Raw genomic sequence first — 19,474 nt, 5'->3', positions numbered from 1 at the left:
AAGATAATCAACTATTACTAAAAGTATGGCTAAACAAAAAAAATTCCTAACATGTGACGGTAATCAGGCCGCAGCTCATATATCATATATGTTCAGCGAGGTGGCCTCGATCTATCCTATCACACCATCGTCTACTATGGCAGAATATGTAGATGAATGGGCTGCCGCCGGACGCAAAAATATATTCGGCGAGATACTTAAAGTTCAGGAAATGCAATCGGAAGCAGGAGCTGCCGGTGCAGTTCACGGTTCATTGCAGGCAGGCGCTCTGACAACAACTTATACAGCATCGCAAGGTTTGTTGTTGATGATTCCTAATATGTACAAAATCGCAGGAGAGCTTCTTCCCAGCGTATTCCATATTTCGGCACGTGCTCTAGCTGCTCAGGCTTTATCAATATTCGGAGACCATCAGGACGTGATGGCTGCCCGTCAGACAGGTTTTGCTATGTTCTTCTCCGGTTCGGTTCAGGAAGTGATGGACTTGTCGGCGGTACCTCATCTGGCAACTCTCGAAGCTCGTATTCCGTTCATGAATATTTTCGACGGATTCCGTACATCTCACGAGATACAGAAAGTAGAGGAGATGCAGCAGGAAGACCTTATACCATTGGTAAACTGGGACGCAGTAAAAGCATTTCGCGAAAGAGCATTGAATCCTGAAAACCCTGTGACACGTGGTACAGCTCAGAACGATGATATTTATTTCCAGTCTCGTGAAGCTTCAAATAAATTCTACGAAGCAGTACCCGAAATAGTAGAAAAGTATCTTGCTAAGATATCTGAAATAACAGGACGCAAATATAACCTGTTCGATTACTACGGAGCAGAAGATGCAGACCGTGTGATCATCGCTATGGGTTCTGTAACAGAGGCTATCAAAGAAACAGTGGACTACCTGAACGCTAAAGGCGAAAAAGTAGGTCTGGTAGCTGTTCACCTTTATCGGCCGTTCAAAGTGGAAGCATTCTTAGGTGCGATACCTAAAACGGCGAAGAGAATAGCCGTTCTCGACCGTACCAAAGAACCGGGAGCTCCTGGCCAGCCATTGTACATGGATACGAAAGATTCTTTCTATGGAAAAGAAGATGCTCCGCTTATTGTTGGTGGTATCTATGGACTTTCTTCTAAAGATACTACTCCGGCACAGATAATGTCAGTATACGAAAATCTGGCAATGGCTATGCCTAAGAACGATTTCACAATCGGTATAGTAGACGACGTTACTTTCAAATCTCTTCCGTTAAAAGAAGAAGTTGCAGTAGACGAGTCTGCATACGAAGCTAAATTCTACGGATTAGGTTCGGATGGTACTGTAGGTGCTAACAAGAACACTGTTAAGATTATTGGAGATAATACCAATAAATATTGTCAGGCATACTTTGCTTACGACTCGAAGAAATCGGGTGGATTTACAGCGTCTCACCTTCGTTTCGGTGACAATCCTATCCGTTCTACTTATTTGGTTAATACACCAAACTTTGTAGCATGCCATGTGCCTGCTTACCTTCATCTTTATGATGTAACTAAGGGGTTGAAGAAAAATGGTACATTCCTGTTGAACTCGGTATGGAGTGCGGATGAAGTAGGTAACTACCTTCCCGACCATGTGAAGAAATATCTGGCAGTAAACAATATCAATTTCTATATTATCAACGCAACTAAGATTGCGACTGAAATTGGTCTTGGTGGCCGTACAAATACTATCCTTCAATCAGCTTTCTTTAAAATCTCGAATGTGATACCTTACGATCTGGCTGTAGAGCAGATGAAGAAATTCATCGTTAAGTCTTACGGACGTAAAGGAGAGGATGTAATAAATAAGAATTATGCTGCCGTTGACCGTGGTATTGAAATCGAGAAAGTTCCGGTTCCTGCAGAATGGGCTAATATCGTGGTTGGCAAACCGGAAGAAGACGATGCTCCTGAATTTATCAAAAGAGTGGTTCGTCCGGTAAATGCTCAGCGTGGATACGATCTTCCTGTATCGGTATTCGTAGGCCGTGAAGATGGTACATGGGATCATGGTACGACTGAATACGAAAAACGTGGGGTTGCAGCGTTCGTTCCTGTTTGGGAAGCTGAAAACTGTATTCAATGTAACCAATGTGCTTATGTTTGTCCTCACGCTACTATCCGTCCATTTGTGCTGGATGCTACAGAACAGTCAAAAGCTCCTCAGGATGTAGAATTGCTGAAAGCGCAAGGAAAACAGTTTGATGGTATGGCATTCCGCATTCAGGTGGATGTGCTCGATTGTCTTGGTTGTGGTAATTGTGCCGATATATGTCCGGGTAAGAAAGGGAATTCAGCCCTTAAAATGGTTGAGATCGGAACACAATTCCCTGAGCAAAACAATTGGGATTTCATGGTCAAAAATGTAACAAGCAAGGCTCATCTTGTGGATACTAAACTGAATGTGAAAAATTCACAGTTTGCTACTCCGTTGTTTGAGTTCTCGGGTGCTTGTTCCGGTTGTGGAGAAACTCCATATATCAAACTTGTGACTCAGTTATTCGGAGACCGCATGTTGATTGCCAATGCTACAGGTTGTACATCTATATATGGTGGTTCTGCACCTTCGACTCCTTATCGTAAGAATGAGGAAGGTAAAGGCCCGGCTTGGGCAAACTCATTATTCGAAGATAATGCTGAATTTGGTCTTGGTTATGCTTTGGCTAACATTACAATGCGTGACAGGCTGGTAAAACTGATGACTCAGGCTCAGGATTGCGATAAATGTTCTCCTGAACTGAAAGCATTATACAAAGAGTGGATTGAAAACAAAGATGAGTCTGAAAAAACAAAAGAACTTCATGCTCAGATCATGCCATTGCTTGAAAAAGAGAAAGAAAATTGCGATTACTGCAAAGAGATCTATTCATTGAAACAATATATCATCAAGCGTTCTATCTGGATATTTGGTGGTGACGGTTGGGCATACGATATAGGTTTCGGTGGTCTCGACCATGTGATCGCTTCGGGTGAAGATATAAATATTCTTGTGCTTGATACAGAAGTTTATTCCAATACAGGAGGTCAGTCATCCAAATCTACTCCGGTAGCTGCCGTTGCTAAATTTGCCGCTGCAGGTAAGAAGATTCGTAAGAAAGATCTTGGTATGATCGCTGCAACTTATGGTTATGTTTATGTAGCACAGGTTGCTATGGGAGCAAATCAGGGACAGTGCCTCAAAGCTATTAAAGAAGCAGAAGAGTACAAAGGCCCGTCATTGGTGATTGCATACTCTCCATGTATCAGCCATGGATTGCGTAAAGGTATGGGACATGCACAGGATGAAGAAAAAGCAGCGGTTGCATGCGGATACTGGCACTTGTGGCGTTACAACCCAATGTTGGAAGAAGAGGGTAAGAATCCGTTTACAATGGATAGCAAAGAGCCGGATTGGAGTAAATTCCAGGATTACCTGAAAGGGGAGGTTCGTTACACATCCCTTCAAAAATCAAATCCATCCGAATCTGAAGAATTGTACCAGGCCGCTCAGAATAATGCTATGTGGCGTTATAGAAGCTATCAGCGGTTGGCGGCTGAAACATCATTCGATAAATTTGACGAAAGTTCAGAACTGCAAAATTAATTATTTGTTTAATAGTTAATTTTCTATAAATACCAGAAAGGTAAAACTAACAAGTTTTACCTTTCTTTTTTTGTTAAAAAACAATTTTTAAGAACATTATTGAGACTGAAATAGTTATATTTAGTGTGTAAATTCATTAATAATTAAAAAAATATATATTATCTTTGCCACACCTGATATATAGTTATTATAACTGATAGAACATATGAACAAAAAGACTTTACTAACTTCACTGCTATTGCTCTGTGTATCAATAGCCTCATTTGCTCAGGTAGATAGACGAACTGAGCAGTATTCAATTCCTTCACGAAACGAATACCTGTTAAAAGATCCACTATGGTTTATATCCGTTGGTGGAGGTCTACAATTATATGTGGGAGAAGATGATAACGGGGTTCCCGGTAACAGGACTTCGTTTTCTGACAGGCTGACATTTGCTCCTACATTGAGTATCGGACGTCGGGTAAGTAATATTTTCTCGATACGTATGCAACTTTCCGGAGGTAGCTTACATGGCTTCAATGATGGATGGAGCGGTCTTTATTCCCGTTGGTGGAAGCAAGGCACAGGTTCGAATGAAGTTGGCCTAATGACAAAAGATCCTGCATGGGATTATATGGGCTGGCAAGAAGGTGTCGACTATGCCTATAGCGATGTTGATGCCGGAGGCACAAAAATATGGCATCCGACAAAGTGGGGGCCAAATGAGAATTATTATATGCAGCATATGCGTTATATAAGTATAACAGGTGATGTGATGTTAAGTCTCATTAACCTGGTTTCTGGTTATCAGCCAAACCGTAAATTTGAGGTAAATCCTTTTGTCGGTCTTGGTATGTACCAGCGATTTGCGCATAGAGGAACCCTTACAGGTACATTCTTTGGCGGTAGTGCCGGTTTGAACCTGGGTTTCAATTTTACAAGAAATTGGCAGTTATACGGCGAAGGCCGTGTTGCTTTTGTCGGTGATGAATTTGATGGACAAAGAGGAGATATGAACAGTAACGGTATCGCTCAGGCAACATTGGGTGTAACTTATAAATTCGGCGATCCAAAATATATAGATCCGGCCATAGAGACTCGTTTGCTATTACCATATAATATTGCACGTGCCTGCGATAATATGGTATTGGTGCCCGGAGGTAATATCGAAATGGGAACAGGTATCGATCCGTTATGGGGAGATTCAGTACCTCGCAAATTAGTTGCTGTAAGCCCGTTCTGGATGGATGAAACAGAGGTGACTAATAAGCAATATCGTGAATTTGTATACTGGGTACGTGACTCTATAGTGAGAGAAAGGCTTGCAGATCCTGCTTATGGTGGTGATCCTACCTTTAAAATGCCTGTCCGTCCGGAAAGTCCGGATGCCCCTGTGACACAGCGTTTGAACTGGCATAAGTCAATCCCATGGAAAAATCCGACAGATCGTCAGGCTGCAGCTATAAATAGCGTAGTGGGAGGTAATCCTTATGGAGCAGATAAAGGTGGCTATGCAAAATCTTCACTGAATTATAAATATGAATGGTTCGATACGAAGAGCTATTATGCATTTTTGGGAAAAATGCGTGAAGGTGAAGCCAAGTCTATCGTAATAACGAAAGATACAGCTTATGTAAATATGAGAGGTGATATTGTGCGCGAAACATTATCCAGAACATCTCATGGGGATAAAGTAGATTTCACCAATACATATATTATAAATGTTTACCCTGATGTGCTGAGTTGGATGACTGACTTTGCTAATGCTAAGAGCGAACAATACGCCGAGCATTATTTTACATCAAAGGCTTATGATAACTTCCCTGTAGTAGGCGTATCCTGGGAAGCTGCCGATGCTTATTGTGCATGGCGTACCGATCGTTATATCAATGATGGCAAATGCCCTAATGACGGGTTTGAGGGTTATAGATTACCTACAGAAGCCGAATGGGAATTCGCTGCAAGAAATGGACGTACAGAACTTGAGTACCCTTGGTTCTCAAATGCGACACATACAACAGATGGTTTAGCTCATGCAAATTTCCGTGCATCTCAGGATCTTAAGGATCTGGTTTCACCGGTAGCTACGTTCTTGCCAAACCGTTTTGGACTGTATGATATGGCAGGTAATGTGGCAGAGTGGACTACAACTACATTTACCGAATCTGTAGACCGTATGGCTGATGAAGCTAACCCTGATTTCAGTTACAGAGCAGTTCTTGCCGATCCTGCTATTTTGAAACGTAAGATCATTAAAGGTGGATCATGGAAGGATGCTACGGTAAAATCCGGAGACAGATCGGTAGAATTCCAGGATAAAGGACGCTCATTCATCGGATTCAGATGTGTGAGATCATGGGGAGTAGACCAAAAAGGAAAACTCAGATAATACTAAAAACGGATATCCACCGTTATATTAGTATTGTGGATTTGTAATATTTATTGAGTGTATGGGAAAATTGCATAATTTTAAACAGTTTTTAGCCAGCCGCAGAGGGCAAATAGTGTTCAACCTTATATATAGCTGGGGTGCTGCCGTAGTTATATTCGGCGCGATGTGCAAGATTATGCATTTTGGAGGAATCTGGGATTATTTCCTTATGGTTGGATTGATCGTTGAGGTTATAGTCTTTGTCGCAGCGGGGTTGGACTATTCGTCTACCAGCGCTACTGCAACAGGAGTTCAGGATGCAGGTGTTGCCGGAGGAGGTATTCTGATTGGTGGAACTTCAGGTATAGTTGGTGATGCACCAGCAGATCCGAAAAATATAGCAGCAACGGCAAATACAGGAAAAAGTAAAGTTGGAAGTTCGGGTTCAGTTGTTGTTATAGGAGGCGGAGTTAGCTCTGGTTCTGTTGCGAGTGCTGGCACGTCATCGGGAGGTGGTACAATTGTTTCCGGATCAGTGGCTACAGGTAGCTCTTCATCAGGTGCAGGTTCTTATACAGGTGGAGGAAATACCGGCGTTTCGGGTGGTTCTATAACTCCTGAGTATGCGCAAAGCCTATCCAATACAGCGCAAAACCTGGAAGATTTTTCAAATACAATACACTCATTGAATGAAGCATCACAAAAGATGCTGGATGCTTATAAGAATGTTACAGAGACTCAGGGTTTTGTAGACAATCTGACAACCTTAAATCAGAATGTATCGGGCTTGAACGAAGTATTCAATGCCCAGATGCAAACGATTTCCGAACAAATGTCGGCCATCAAATACATAAACGATAGTCTTCAACGGATGAAAAATCTGTATGATGGAGCCATTGGAGACAGTTATATGTTCAGGGAAGAGTCTGCAAAAATGACAAGGCATATAGAAGCATTGAACAATGTATATGCCCGTTTATTACAGGCAATGACAACTAATAATAACAACAATATGAACCAAAATAATTTCTAACGGAGGTATCTCTGTCAGAAATTAAAATCAAGATAACCGATGGCATTAAGTAAAGGGCAAATAACGCGGCAGAAGATGATCAATCTGATGTATCTTGTGTTTATCGCGATGCTTGCGTTGAATATATCAGCCGAAGTTCTTGACGGGTTTGTATTGATTAACGATAATATTCAGGAGAATATAAAAGTTACGGCAGAACGTAACAATCAAATATATTCCGTTATAGAAGAGTCTAAAAACGATAATAAAGAAAAAGCTGGAGAATGGTTTGATAAGGCTCAGGATGTAAAGCAAAAGACAAATTCTCTGTTCGATTTTATACAATCCCTGAAACTTGAGATAGCCAAAGAAACAGACGGTAAAGATGCTGATGTGGACAATCTTAAGAAGATGGATAATACCAGTGCTACAACAGAAGTTATGCTTGCCATAGGAAAAGGAAAGGGTAATGAACTGAAAAGCGCATTGGATAATTATCGGGAGAATATCCTTGGTTATATCGATGATAATGGAAAGAAAGAAATAATCCGGAAAACATTATCTACCGAACCATCTGAAAGAGCCAGAAAAGCAAATAAATCGTGGCTTATCGCTTCGTTCGAGAATATGCCGAGTATTTCATCCGTAACCTTCCTGTCTGAATTACAACTTAAAATTAAACAGGCAGAAGGTGAAGTCTTGAATACTTTGGCTCAGAATATTGATTTGAAAGATATGAGGGTGAATGAGCTTAGAGCCTTTGTTGTACCTCAGTCCAATATGGTAATGCGGGGGACGACATACCGTGCCAATATCATAATGGCAGCAGTAGACTCGACGCAAAGCCCTAAAATAGAGGTCAACGGTAAGGAGTTACCGGATGGACGAAAAGGATTATTTGAATTTACTGCTACAGGTTCGGGTACACAGCGTTTCAGTGGCTTTATTGAAATGCAGGATCGTTTGGGAAATCCTTTGCGTCGCGATTTCACTCAGGAATACATTGTAATGGAACCGATGGCTACCATAGCACCGACATTGATGGATGTGGTATATGTGGGCATCAATAATCCTATCAGCATCTCTGTACCGGGAGTCGCCTCGGGCAATGTCGCGGCCAGAGCTACTACAGGAGGAACACTGACACCTGATGCTAGAGGTGGATGGATTGCAAAACCATCAGCTTCGAGTATAGGACAGAAGTTCACTATAGCAGTATCTGCCACAGTGAATGGTGCTACTCAACAGGTTGCATCAAAGGAATTCCGGATAAGGGCTTTGCCTGATCCGTTGCCGTTTATTCAGTACACAGATCAGAACGGGCAACCGAGGAAGTATAGGAAAGGACCTATTGCGAGATCTGTTTTGTTGAATACCAAAACTTTGAGCGCATCGATAGATGACGGTATTTTGGATATTCCATATACAGTTCTTAGTTTCAGGACATTAACTATTGATGCAATGGGGAATATGAGTTCTGAAGCTTCGAATGGAGCGAATTTTTCGGATCGCCAGTTAGACCAGATAAGAAGGATGACGCGTGGAGCGCAAATTATTATAACAAGTATTAAAGCCAGGGGGCCTGATGGAGATAAAGATCTCTATGCTATGGATGTAAGAATAAATTAATTAACACAAAAATACACACAGTTATGAAATATTTGATTTCATTGATGTTTAGCGGGTTACTTTTTTCAAGTACACTTTTCGCACAAAACACAGCAAATAACGGACCAAGGATATTGGATCAGGTTGATGTCGTAACTAACACGGCAGAGGATAATGTTACCAATATCTCGAGCCGGGAGCTTTTTGTTATGGAAAATTCGATGAATGATTATTCATCTACCATCTGGTCGAGAGAGATTTACAGGCAGATTGCCGATGATGAAGGTAATGAAACATTCTTCTATCCTGTAGAATCTACAGAAAGCAGGGTGAACTTGTTCTCTCTGATCGTGAATTTGCTCAGTACTAATACGATCCATGCATATAAATATGAGGCACAGCCTGATATGTCGGAGAGTAAGAAACTTGATGGCAGGGCTGCTTTGGAAGAGGCTGTGATACCTTTCACTGCGGGAGATAACAATACCGTAATAGTAAAGAAAGAAGATATTCCATCAGGTAAGATCTTACATTATCTGGTTAAGGAAAGATGGTACTTTGATATCAAGACTTTCAAAGGCGATGTGCGTGTAACACACATCTGTCCGGTTCTGTTTGATAAAGGCAAACATTATCCATTGTTCTGGATACCGTTTGACGATGTAAGTGTTTATTTTGCAAGAGCAAAATCGCCTGTTGCCGTAGCAAATATAACCCCGGTACTGAGTAATGCATCTATTTTTGATATTATCCGTAACCGTTGGTACAGAGGTTGTATCTATCAGGTGGGTGTAAGGCAACTCTCTTATTACTACCCTAAGATGGAAGACCTTATCAAAGAACGTATGCGCGTGGAAAACGAACTGGATTATATCCAATCTAAATTCTATGCAGCTCAAAACAGAAGATAAAAGGTTATTTTATTAGATAATAAAAAATAGCCTCAATTATAATTGAGGCTATTTTTATGACTTTATTTCAGTAAAATCTGATCAACCAGGTTTCTGTACCTCTTCAATTACTTCCATGCCTTTTAGTATCGCCTGTTCATTCATCGGTAACAGGTGATGATGGCGTTCAGGTAATGATTTCTTCAATCCGAGCATTACATTTTCCAGTTTAACCATAGGGCTTACTTTCAATAATCCACCCATTACGATCATGTTGAAAGCCTTACTGTTTTTCATTTGTGTAGCTGTATCCACAGCCTCTATTTTATATACATGGATATCTTTTCTTTTTGGAGGATGCTGAAATCCATTCGGATCATATATAAGAACTCCACCCGGCTTTACATGTGGTTCAAACTTCTCCAGTGATGGCTGGTTAAGGATAATGGCGATATCGTACTCATTCACAATGGGCGAACTGATGGGATCGTCGCTCAATATCACAGTAACATTCGCCGTACCACCACGTTGTTCGGGTCCGTATGATGGGAACCACGATACTTCCTTGTTTTCCATTAGACCCGAATAAGCCAGAATCTTACCCATCGACAGTACTCCCTGTCCTCCAAAACCTGCTATTATTATTTCTTGTGTCATATTTCTCTGTCTTTAATAATATTAGGAACTTTAGATATTCTTTAAATCTCCCAGTGGATATGCAGGGAACATATTTTCTACCATCCAGTCGTTGGCCTGAGCTGGCGTCATTTTCCATCCCGAACTACATGTGGAGACGATCTCAACAATAGAAGTCCCCTTATTTTCCATAGAGTTTTCGAATGCTAACCGGATCATTCTTTTAGCCTTCTTTACCGATGCCGCTGTATGTACACTCTGGCGTGTAGCAAGACATACGCCCTGTAATTGTGACAGCAGATCGAGAATCTTTAATGGATAACCATTTTCATGCACATCACGCCCGTTAGGTGTTGTAGCAGTTTTCATATTCAATAGGGTAGTAGGGGCCATTTGTCCTCCTGTCATACCATAGATACCATTATTGATGAAAATAATAGCAATATTCTCACCTCTGTTAGCTGCATGTATAGTCTCTGCTGTACCAATAGCGGCAAGGTCTCCATCCCCCTGATAAGTAAATACCATCCTGTCGGGAAGCAGGCGTTTAACTGCTGTGGCTACCGCAGGGGCGCGTCCGTGGGCGGCTTCCTGCCAGTCTATATCAAGATAGCTGTATGCAAATACGGCACAGCCAACAGGTGCTACACCTACTGTCTTTTCTCTCAGTCCCATTTCATCGATAACCTCGGCTATCAGTTTGTGAACAACACCGTGTGAACAACCCGGGCAATAATGCATCTCCGTGTCGTTCATCAGTTCGGGTTTTGCATATACCAGGTTTGCTGGGTCTATTATATTTATACTCATACTATTTATTACTTATAAATTATACATTGGCCGGTATCACAGGCCGAATTTATTTTCAAGAGCATCCACCACTTCGCCCGGTGTCGGAACTATTCCTCCCAAGCGTCCGAAATGCTCGACTTTTACTTTTCCATTAGCTGCGAGACGTACATCTTCTACCATTTGTCCGGCGTTCATTTCCACTGTAAGCATACCTTTTACCTTTTCTGCGTATTTCGCAATTATAGCGGTAGGGAAAGGCCAGAGTGTAATAGGGCGTATAAGCCCTACTTTTATACCTTGCGCGCGAGCCAGATCCATTGCTTTCTGGCAAATACGTGCGGCCGAACCGAATGCTATAAAGATATAGTCCGCATCTTCGCAGTTTACTTCCTGATACAGACAAAGTTCCTTCTCTATCAGTTTATATTTTGCCTGTAAGCGGAGATTATTTATCTCCATTTTATATGAATCAAGTTCAAGAGTTGTAATGACGTTTGGTTTGTTGCCATTTGGTTTTCCTAAGGTAGCCCAAGGACATTGTTCCCTGATTTCGGCATCAGTCCTTCTGCGTTTTTGTGGCGGAAGAACCACTTTTTCCATCATTTGCCCGATAACACCATCGGTGAGTATCATAGCAGGAGTTTGGTATTTAAATGCAAGATCGAAGCCTAATGCGACAAAGTCTGCCATTTCCTGTACCGAACTGGGAGCCAGTGTTACTAGTTTGTAGTCACCATGGCCACCACCTTTTACGGCTTGGAAATAATCGGCCTGCGATGGTTGGATAGTCCCTAATCCCGGACCTCCGCGCATAACGTTAACTAACAGGCAAGGCAATTCGCCTGCTGCGATATATGAAACGCCCTCGAGCATAAGGCTCATTCCCGGGCTCGACGATGATGTCATCACTGCTTTACCGCAGCCTGCGCCACCATATACCATATTTATAGAGGCAGTTTCACTCTCGGCCTGAAGGACGACCATTCCGGTGGTTCTCCACGGAGCTTCGTCCATTAGTGTTTCCATAATCTCCGATTGAGGAGTAATGGGATAACCAAAGTAGCCATCGGCTCCATATCTGATAGCAGCATGAGCAATGGCTTCATTGCCTTTCATTAAAAATATTTCTTCTGACATAAGCTTTGATTGAATTAAAAAACAAATTACATCCGGGCTTATATGTGGTGTAATCCGTTATATTATGCTAATTTTTTCTTATAAATAGTGAGACATCCGTCCGGGCATACATATCCGCAGTTAGCACAACCGATGCAAGCTTCAGGGTTTTTCATGTACACATAATGATAACCTTTCTGGTTTACATTCCGGGGCTGTAGCTCCAGGACATCGCAAGGACACGATACCACGCAGAGATTGCAGCCTTTGCAGCGCTCCTCATTCACTACTACTGTTCCTTTGATTTTGGCCATTTTAGTATTATATTTTTGTTGATCATTTTTGCAGAGCGGATTTCCATCCTTACGCAAAGGTATACCTATTTATTTTTATTTTTCCCTTTTTAATTGATAAATATCCTAAAAAGATGATGTCTTTAAACATGTTTTCAGGTATATTTTAATTGTTTAATTTACTAAAATTCAGTTAGTTGTTCCGATAACTTAATTGTTTGTCAGGACTTCTGTCCTGATTTTGACAATTTGTATTAAATCTGTCGGTTTTATTTGAATTTGTAAACCTCTCTTTCCTGTACTTATATAGATGGTGGCATGTTTTTCGACCGATTTGTCAATAAAAGTAGGAAAAAGCCTCTTCATCCCGATAGGGGAACAGGCACCTCTGATATATCCGGTTATATTGAGCAGGTCTTTCATCGGTATCATATCGCAATTTTTATTTCCTGAGGCCTTAGCTGCCAGTTTCAGGTCTAATTCTTCAGCTCCTGGAATGATACATACAAAATATCCTGTTTTGTCTCCTTTCAGCACCAGCGTTTTAAATACCTGTTCTACAGGTTCGTTTAATTGTTCAGCCACATGAATCGCGCTCAAGTCCGATTCGTCTACTTCGTAAGGGATTAGTTTGTATTCAATCTTTTCCTTGTCAAGTAGCCGGACGGCATTTGTCTTGTCAATTTTCATTTATACTTACTTTTCGCAGGTAAAACAAATAAATTTTACTTCTGTTTATGGAATTAACGAATTATAGCTATCTATTAACTAAAAGGTAAAATTAAAAAATATTATCATGAAAACCACAAATAATTATTTTATCGCTCTTACGATAGGGTTATTTATAGTCTTACTGTCCTGTAGTGGCAAGGGTAATATGGGACCAATGGATGAAGCTTATACTATGATGGACATTCCAGAAGACGGAGTGAATAAAGCAGATCAGGCATTAGATGAGATGTATGAATATTCACCAAATGCCACTGATAAGCAATCGGCCGCGGTAAAGTTTGTTCCTCCTGTTATTGTTCCTAATTTCATAGCATCACAGGCGGCTATACCGGCTTACGATGACGGAGTGCATAAATTTATCCGGACGGCAGGTATGAAATTTAAAGTAAACGATGTTGTATCATCTACTCATATTATCGAAAATATTATTCTGAAGAACAACGGTTTTATCATTAAGTCAGATATAACTAATCAGAATATGATATCACAAACTATAAATATATCTAAAGATTCGGCACTGATCTGGCAGGAATATAACCTGTCCGCCAATCTGGAATTGAGAGTACCTTATCAATTATTGGATTCAACGCTCAGGCAGATAGCTCCGTTGGCTGTAGTTATTGATTATCGTACAATAGAAGCGAGTGATGTAACCACACAATTAATGGCCGAGAGACTGAAACAGCAAAGGTTGGCAAAAAAACAGCAACGTGTATCTACTGCTATAAATACACGTAGTGGGAAGCTCGATGATGTAATTGCCGCAGAAGAGTCGCTGGATTATGCAATGGAGGCAGCGGATAATGCTAAGGTAAAGGAGTTTTCGGTAAATGATAAAATTAATTACAGTGCTATTACTATAAATCTTTACCAGAATAAGATAAGCTATTCGGAGGAGGTTGTCCGTCAACAGGAATTTGTAGATGAATATACTCCCGGCTTTGGTAACAGGGCTATCGAAGGACTTAAAACGGGCTGGGATATTATTAATAGCCTGATTGTATTTCTGATTACTATATGGCCTTTACTTCTGATTACAGGGATAGGTGTGTTTATTTATATTAGATATATAAGGAAGAAATAAAGAATGAATAATAAATAAGGCAAACCCTCCTCTGGATTTGCCTTATTCATCTTATGTGTAATTATTTATTCTTCCATCAGCCGGAATACACGGTCATATCCCCATTTGTCGTCAACATCTTCATCTGTAGTGAAAACATTCTGCCAGTTAAAATTTTCGATAACTATTCTTTTTGAAGCAGAGCCATCCCAATTGATATCAAATTCTTGGTTTTTAAGTGCTTCAACAACTTTGTTGCCGATTATTATGGCTTCTTTATCGTTGTTTTCTTTTTCGCCATAGAAACCAATATTAAGTTCTCCGGTTTCGATGGCTCTCTCCAGGTCCTGCCCATGGTAGTAGCAGTAACCTATGGGTTTTATGCCTTCATCTTCCAGATCCAGCCAAACGTCCTGCACGTCAAAAATAGCATCCGATTGGGTGTAGCCAGCATTATGAAGCGCTACAATCTTATTCCTGCAAAGGGAATCGAAAGCAGCATGCAGCTTATCGGTGTCGGTAGGACGTTGCCAGCTTTTACTTTTCTGCTCGTGTTTTTCGTATGCGTTGGCGAGGGTGGTCTTTATCCAATCCTCAGAGACTTCCTTTTCCCAACCTTCGTCTTCAACCATTTCAAGTGCGTCGTTGATAATATCTTCAAACGATACAAGTCCTGATTTTATACTAATTAGGAAATGATCATAGAGATATTTTTCATTTTCTGTCATAGTGTAAAATTTTGAAAAATAGTAATAGTATTTAATCTAAATTTTAGGTTAATCTAATCGCATAATATTTGCACCTAATTGATTAAGGCGTACATCTATGTTCTGGTATCCCCGGTCGATCTGCTCAATGTTATGAATAGTGCTTTTCCCGTCAGCGCACATTGCCGCAATCAGTAGGGCTATACCTGCGCGGATGTCCGGTGAAGTCATTGTTGTAGAGCGCATCGGGCGTTTACCTGAACCAATCACAGTAGCACGGTGCGGGTCACAGAGGATGATCTGCGCTCCCATATCGATAAGCTTATCTACAAAGAACAAACGGCTTTCGAACATCTTTTGATGAATCAGCACACTTCCTCTGGCCTGAGTGGCTACAACCAATAATACACTGATAAGGTCGGGTGTTAATCCCGGCCAAGGAGCATCGGCAATCGTAAGAATGGAACCATCTATAAAAGTATCGATTGTATATTCTTTCTGATATGGGATGAATATATCATCTCCTCTTCTTTCCAGTTGTATACCCAGGCGGCGGAATGTATCGGGGATAATACCCAGATCGTCATAAGCAACATTCTTGATTGTCAGCTCCGATGAAGTCATGGCAGCCATACCGATAAAACTACCGATCTCTATCATGTCGGGAAGTATACGGTGACGTGCTCCGCCAAGTGAACTAACACCCTCTACACGGAGCAGATTAGAACCTACACCCGATATCTTCGCACCCATTTGGTTAAGCAGTTTGCTTAGTTGTTGTATATATGGTTCGCAGGCAGCGTTGTAGATGGTTGTTTCGCCTTCTGCCAGAACGGCAGCCATCAGTATGTTGGCCGTACCTGTTACCGAAGCCTCATCGAGAAGCATGTATGTACCTTTGAGTTTATCGGCGGTTATATTGTATATCTGTAGGGCATCATCATAGATAAAATCGGCACCAAGCTTTTGAATTCCGATAAAGTGCGTATCGAGGCGGCGACGACCGATCTTGTCTCCTCCCGGTTTTGGCAACATAGCTTTACCGAAACGGGCGACCAATGGGCCTATGATCATTACCGAGCCACGTAGTGAAGCGCTCTTCTTCAGGAATTCAGGTGTTTGCAGATAGTCTATATTTACATTCTCAGCCTTGAAAGACCATGTATCTTCGCTGATGCGTTTTGTTTCCACTCCCATCTCGCCCAATAAAGCAATCAGATTGTTTACATCCAATATATCAGGAATATTTTCAATGATTACTTCTTCTGCAGTGAGTAGTGTTGCACAAATTATTTGCAATGCTTCGTTTTTTGCTCCCTGAGGTGTTATTTCTCCGCTAAGGCAACAGCGTCCTTCTATTATAAATGATGCCATGTGTATTATGAATTATGAATTATGAATTATGAATTATTTGGAGTCGCTTATGTATATAAACGAATTTATAACTCATAATTCATAATTAGATTAATATATTCTTACTTCTGGTTCGAGTTCAATGTTGAATTCATCTTTTACAGCTTGTTGTATTTCCTGCATAAAGCGTACAATATCTTTTCCGTTCGCTGATCCGTAATTAACAATGATCAAAGGCTGATTTGGATATGTACCTATATTACCTATTCTTTTTCCTTTATAACCGGCTTTATCGATCAGGAATGCGGCAGATGTTTTCACCAGTCCGCCTTTCTGAGGGTAGGCCGGCAGATCAGGATATTCGGCTATTATCAGATCTGCATGATCCCGTGTAATATATGGATTTTTAAAAAAACTTCCGGTATTTGGTAATACTTTCTCGTCCGGCAGCTTGCGTTGGCGCACACGGATAACAGCGTTCCGTACATCCTGTATGGACGGTTCCTCTATATCTTCCAGTTCTTTGTTCAGGTCGAAGTATCTTGGAGTATAGACAAATGTCCGTTTCAGATGAAAGATCACCGATATAATAAAGTATTTGCAGGTACGTTTGAAAATACTATCCCTGTATCCGAACTCACACTCATTATTGGCAAAAGAGACAACTTCATTTGTTTCCAGGTCCATAGCAACTACTTCGCGGATCACATCCTTCACTTCGGCGCCATATGCTCCAATGTTTTGGATAGGTGCAGCTCCTACTGTTCCGGGTATAAGAGACAGATTCTCTAATCCGGCGAATCCTCGTTCCACACAGTAATCGACAAATTCGTCCCAATTCTCAGAAGCATTTACTTCCAGAAATATATCCTCGTCTTCTTCTTCTTCGTCAGAAATTTCGCGAAGTCCTTTTATATCCGGGCAAATGACAAGTCCGTCAAAGTCTTTGGTGAAGAAAAGATTACACCCTCCTCCTATGATCAGCTTTTTTTCGTTAGGATAATCTGCCAGGCATTTCCGGAGTTCGTCTGTCGATTTGGGTTGGCAGAATATTTTGGCCAGAGCCTCGGTTTTAAATGAATTGTAATTTTTTAATTGGTATTGCCTATAATAGTCCATTTCAGGAAAAATTAGTTACACAAAGTATGACTGTTACCGCTTTCGCTTGACAAGCCATGTTATTAGTATAGCAAGAACAAGAAGTATTCCGGCTACGATAAGGATGGTTTTCCAATGTACCATCACAAATTTAATAATAAATATAAGAGCTACGACACCAAGTATGATGCCGGCAACCTGAATTATTCTGCGTATGTTGACTTTACGTTTTATAGCAGCAAGTTCTTCTTCGTTAGGAAAGGTGTCTTCTTCTTCTGACAAAGTTTCAGGTAATTTTGTGTTCTCTTTGTTTTCCAGTATCTGTTCCGTTAAACTGTCCGGTTCAGTGTTCTCATCATTAACATTCTCAAAAGGAATGTATCCCTCCGGGTCTTCCTCCGGTGTGGGATCTATTTCTTCATAGCTGATATCTTCGGGTTCGTACACCGGCTCCTCTTCACCTTCATATATTTCCATCGGAATATCATCTGGGTTTATCGGAACTTCCTCATTGATTATTTCCTCAGCTATCTCTTTATGTATCGTTTCTATATCGTTTTCAATCGGTGTTTCTTTCTGAATATTTTGTATGGTCACAGGTTCTTCTGCCGGGAGAGCAGATCTAATTGCATGTGCTGCTTCTGCATCGGCAAGACGAATCACCGTATCTACCCGTGAAGATGCAATCTTAGTGTCAAAATCACCATCATTGACCATTTCGATGAGTTCATCTTCGATGGCCGGATATTTTACCATCAGCGATTTTAGTGCATTGGCAAAATCCCGGAATCTCTGTATTTTGTCTATTTTAGCTTTGACTTCGTCTCCGCTGTTTGCCGATAAGTCCAATATCTTATCAGCTAATATCGATTTTAGACGTTCCATAAAACTGCAAGAATATTGTGTTATCTGTTACCGTACATTTGCTCGTAATACTTCATGTAGTCGCCCGAAGTGACTTCTTCTACCCATTCCTGATTATCGAGATACCAATAAATAGTCTTTACAATTCCCTTATCAAAAGAAGTCTCGGGTAACCATCCCAGTTCTGTGGAAATTTTTGCCGGGTCTATGGCATAACGGTGGTCGTGCCCCTGACGGTCTTTTACAAAAGAAATAAGATCGTTATTGATCCAGCTGATATCGATGTTGCCATCGGCGAGAACATCTTTCTTTTTCAATATATTACGATATATTGGCTCCTTTTCCATTATGTCGTGTATTGTCTTTATAACGAGCTGTACAATTTCAATATTCTTTTTTTCATTGTGGCCACCTACATTGTATACTTCGTCCACACGTCCACGGTGCAGGACTGCATCTATTGCCTTACAATGGTCTTCCACGTAAAGCCAGTCGCGTACGTTACTGCCGTCTCCGTATACGGGCAATTTTTTTCCGGATAAAATATTCTTTATAATAAGGGGAATGAGTTTCTCTGGAAAATGAAACGGTCCGTAATTGTTTGAACAGCGCGTTATATTGACCGGCATCTTATATGTTTCGCCATATGCCTGTACGATCAGGTCACCTCCAGCTTTTCCCGCACTGTATGGCGAACGGGGCGAAAGAGGTGTGGCCTCGGTGAAGAATCCTTCATTACCCAACGATCCGTATACTTCATCGGTAGATACCTGCAGATATTTCACGCCTTCGCGCCATATAGGATAATTATTCTCATCTTTGCCAATAGTCCAGTATTTTTTTGCAGTATCCAGCAGATTCTGAGTGCCCAGTATATTAACCTGCAAGAATAACTGGGGATTTTCTATACTTCTGTCAACATGGCTTTCGGCCGCAAAGTTGACAACATAATCTATCTTATGATCGGTGAATATTTTTTCAGTAACCGTCCTGTCGCATATATCTCCTTTAATGAAGGTTACTTTCGGATTTTTTAATTCTTCGGACAATGTGCCCAGATTACCGGCATAAGTGAGAGCATCCAGAATGATAAGCTTTGCCTGAGGATGAACAGCAAGCATATGTTTCACAAAATTTGAGCCTATAAAACCTGCTCCGCCGGTGATTAAATAAGTCATTTAATGTCTATGTTTATATAAATTATTATTCGCAAAAATAAGAAAAAATAAACATTAAAAGATATCCGATGCAGAATATATATCCTAAAACAAATTAAAGAATAAATGTTTGAAATAAAAAATGACGTTTTTTGAATAATTGATTTGTCATTTTGTCGTAAAAATTGCTATATTTGTGGCA

Annotated in this window: 16 protein-coding genes; 6 read left to right on the top strand and 10 right to left on the bottom strand. The window is 40.8% G+C overall.

Going from position 1 to position 19,474, the window contains the following annotated elements; genetic code table 11:
• Nucleotides 1–25 precede the first annotated feature (25 nt).
• From nifJ to porN, 5 genes are all read left to right on the top strand, one after another.
• Nucleotides 26–3,598, top strand: coding sequence for a pyruvate:ferredoxin (flavodoxin) oxidoreductase (gene nifJ / locus GGR21_RS10245; RefSeq protein ID WP_183307121.1), 3,573 nt, complete (start codon nucleotides 26–28; stop codon nucleotides 3,596–3,598).
• A 205-nt stretch (nucleotides 3,599–3,803) separates the two neighbouring features.
• Entirely contained in the window at nucleotides 3,804–5,969 is a 2,166-nt protein-coding gene (gene porK / locus GGR21_RS10240) for a T9SS ring complex lipoprotein PorK/GldK (protein WP_183307120.1), read from the top strand.
• A 61-nt stretch (nucleotides 5,970–6,030) separates the two neighbouring features.
• The gene (porL, locus tag GGR21_RS10235) at nucleotides 6,031–6,984 is read left to right on the top strand and encodes a type IX secretion system motor protein PorL/GldL (RefSeq protein ID WP_183307119.1); all 954 of its coding nucleotides are present in this window, start codon (nucleotides 6,031–6,033) and stop codon (nucleotides 6,982–6,984) included.
• A 39-nt stretch (nucleotides 6,985–7,023) separates the two neighbouring features.
• On the top strand, nucleotides 7,024–8,592 hold the full coding sequence (gene porM, locus GGR21_RS10230) for a type IX secretion system motor protein PorM/GldM (protein ID WP_183307118.1): 1,569 nt from the start codon (nucleotides 7,024–7,026) through the stop codon (nucleotides 8,590–8,592).
• Between the two features lie 23 nt (nucleotides 8,593–8,615).
• Entirely contained in the window at nucleotides 8,616–9,482 is an 867-nt protein-coding gene (gene porN, locus GGR21_RS10225; protein ID WP_183307117.1) for a type IX secretion system ring subunit PorN/GldN, read from the top strand.
• An 81-nt stretch (nucleotides 9,483–9,563) separates the two neighbouring features.
• On the opposite strand, the gene GGR21_RS10220 is transcribed toward porN, so the two are convergent.
• The 5 genes from GGR21_RS10220 to ybaK form a co-directional block, all read right to left on the bottom strand.
• Complete coding sequence (locus tag GGR21_RS10220) at nucleotides 9,564–10,118, bottom strand: 2-oxoacid:acceptor oxidoreductase family protein (RefSeq protein ID WP_183307116.1); 555 nt, start codon at nucleotides 10,116–10,118, stop codon at nucleotides 9,564–9,566.
• 30 nt (nucleotides 10,119–10,148) lie between these two features.
• The gene (locus GGR21_RS10215) at nucleotides 10,149–10,907 is read right to left on the bottom strand and encodes a thiamine pyrophosphate-dependent enzyme (RefSeq protein ID WP_183307115.1); all 759 of its coding nucleotides are present in this window, start codon (nucleotides 10,905–10,907) and stop codon (nucleotides 10,149–10,151) included.
• A 36-nt stretch (nucleotides 10,908–10,943) separates the two neighbouring features.
• Nucleotides 10,944–12,026 (bottom strand): 3-methyl-2-oxobutanoate dehydrogenase subunit VorB, encoded by a 1,083-nt coding sequence (locus GGR21_RS10210; RefSeq protein WP_183307114.1) that lies wholly within the window; start codon nucleotides 12,024–12,026, stop codon nucleotides 10,944–10,946.
• 62 nt (nucleotides 12,027–12,088) lie between these two features.
• Complete coding sequence (locus tag GGR21_RS10205) at nucleotides 12,089–12,319, bottom strand: 4Fe-4S binding protein (protein ID WP_183307113.1); 231 nt, start codon at nucleotides 12,317–12,319, stop codon at nucleotides 12,089–12,091.
• A 189-nt stretch (nucleotides 12,320–12,508) separates the two neighbouring features.
• Nucleotides 12,509–12,988 (bottom strand): Cys-tRNA(Pro) deacylase, encoded by a 480-nt coding sequence (gene ybaK, locus GGR21_RS10200; protein ID WP_183307112.1) that lies wholly within the window; start codon nucleotides 12,986–12,988, stop codon nucleotides 12,509–12,511.
• Nucleotides 12,989–13,094: 106 nt separating this feature from the next.
• On the opposite strand from ybaK, the gene GGR21_RS10195 reads away from it, so the two are divergent.
• The gene (locus GGR21_RS10195; RefSeq protein WP_183307111.1) at nucleotides 13,095–14,114 is read left to right on the top strand and encodes a DUF4349 domain-containing protein; all 1,020 of its coding nucleotides are present in this window, start codon (nucleotides 13,095–13,097) and stop codon (nucleotides 14,112–14,114) included.
• Nucleotides 14,115–14,179: 65 nt separating this feature from the next.
• Here GGR21_RS10195 and GGR21_RS10190 read toward each other — a convergent pair whose 3' ends face one another.
• The 5 genes from GGR21_RS10190 to rfbB all read right to left on the bottom strand — a co-directional run bounded on the left by GGR21_RS10190 (nucleotide 14,180) and on the right by rfbB (nucleotide 19,293).
• Nucleotides 14,180–14,821, bottom strand: coding sequence for a DUF6891 domain-containing protein (locus GGR21_RS10190; protein WP_183307110.1), 642 nt, complete (start codon nucleotides 14,819–14,821; stop codon nucleotides 14,180–14,182).
• Between the two features lie 48 nt (nucleotides 14,822–14,869).
• Entirely contained in the window at nucleotides 14,870–16,174 is a 1,305-nt protein-coding gene (gene murA / locus GGR21_RS10185; protein WP_183307109.1) for a UDP-N-acetylglucosamine 1-carboxyvinyltransferase, read from the bottom strand.
• Nucleotides 16,175–16,264: 90 nt separating this feature from the next.
• Nucleotides 16,265–17,272, bottom strand: coding sequence for a UDP-N-acetylmuramate dehydrogenase (gene murB, locus GGR21_RS10180; protein ID WP_183307108.1), 1,008 nt, complete (start codon nucleotides 17,270–17,272; stop codon nucleotides 16,265–16,267).
• A 33-nt stretch (nucleotides 17,273–17,305) separates the two neighbouring features.
• Nucleotides 17,306–18,136, bottom strand: coding sequence for a phage holin family protein (locus GGR21_RS10175; RefSeq protein ID WP_183307107.1), 831 nt, complete (start codon nucleotides 18,134–18,136; stop codon nucleotides 17,306–17,308).
• A gap of 20 nt (nucleotides 18,137–18,156) precedes the next feature.
• On the bottom strand, nucleotides 18,157–19,293 hold the full coding sequence (gene rfbB / locus GGR21_RS10170) for a dTDP-glucose 4,6-dehydratase (RefSeq protein ID WP_183307106.1): 1,137 nt from the start codon (nucleotides 19,291–19,293) through the stop codon (nucleotides 18,157–18,159).
• Between the last annotated feature and the right edge of the window lie 181 nt (nucleotides 19,294–19,474).

The sequence above is a fragment of the Dysgonomonas hofstadii genome (assembly GCF_014196915.1).
GTDB lineage: Bacteria > Bacteroidota > Bacteroidia > Bacteroidales > Dysgonomonadaceae > Dysgonomonas > Dysgonomonas hofstadii.
This window is presented reverse-complemented; position numbering and strand designations above follow the sequence as displayed.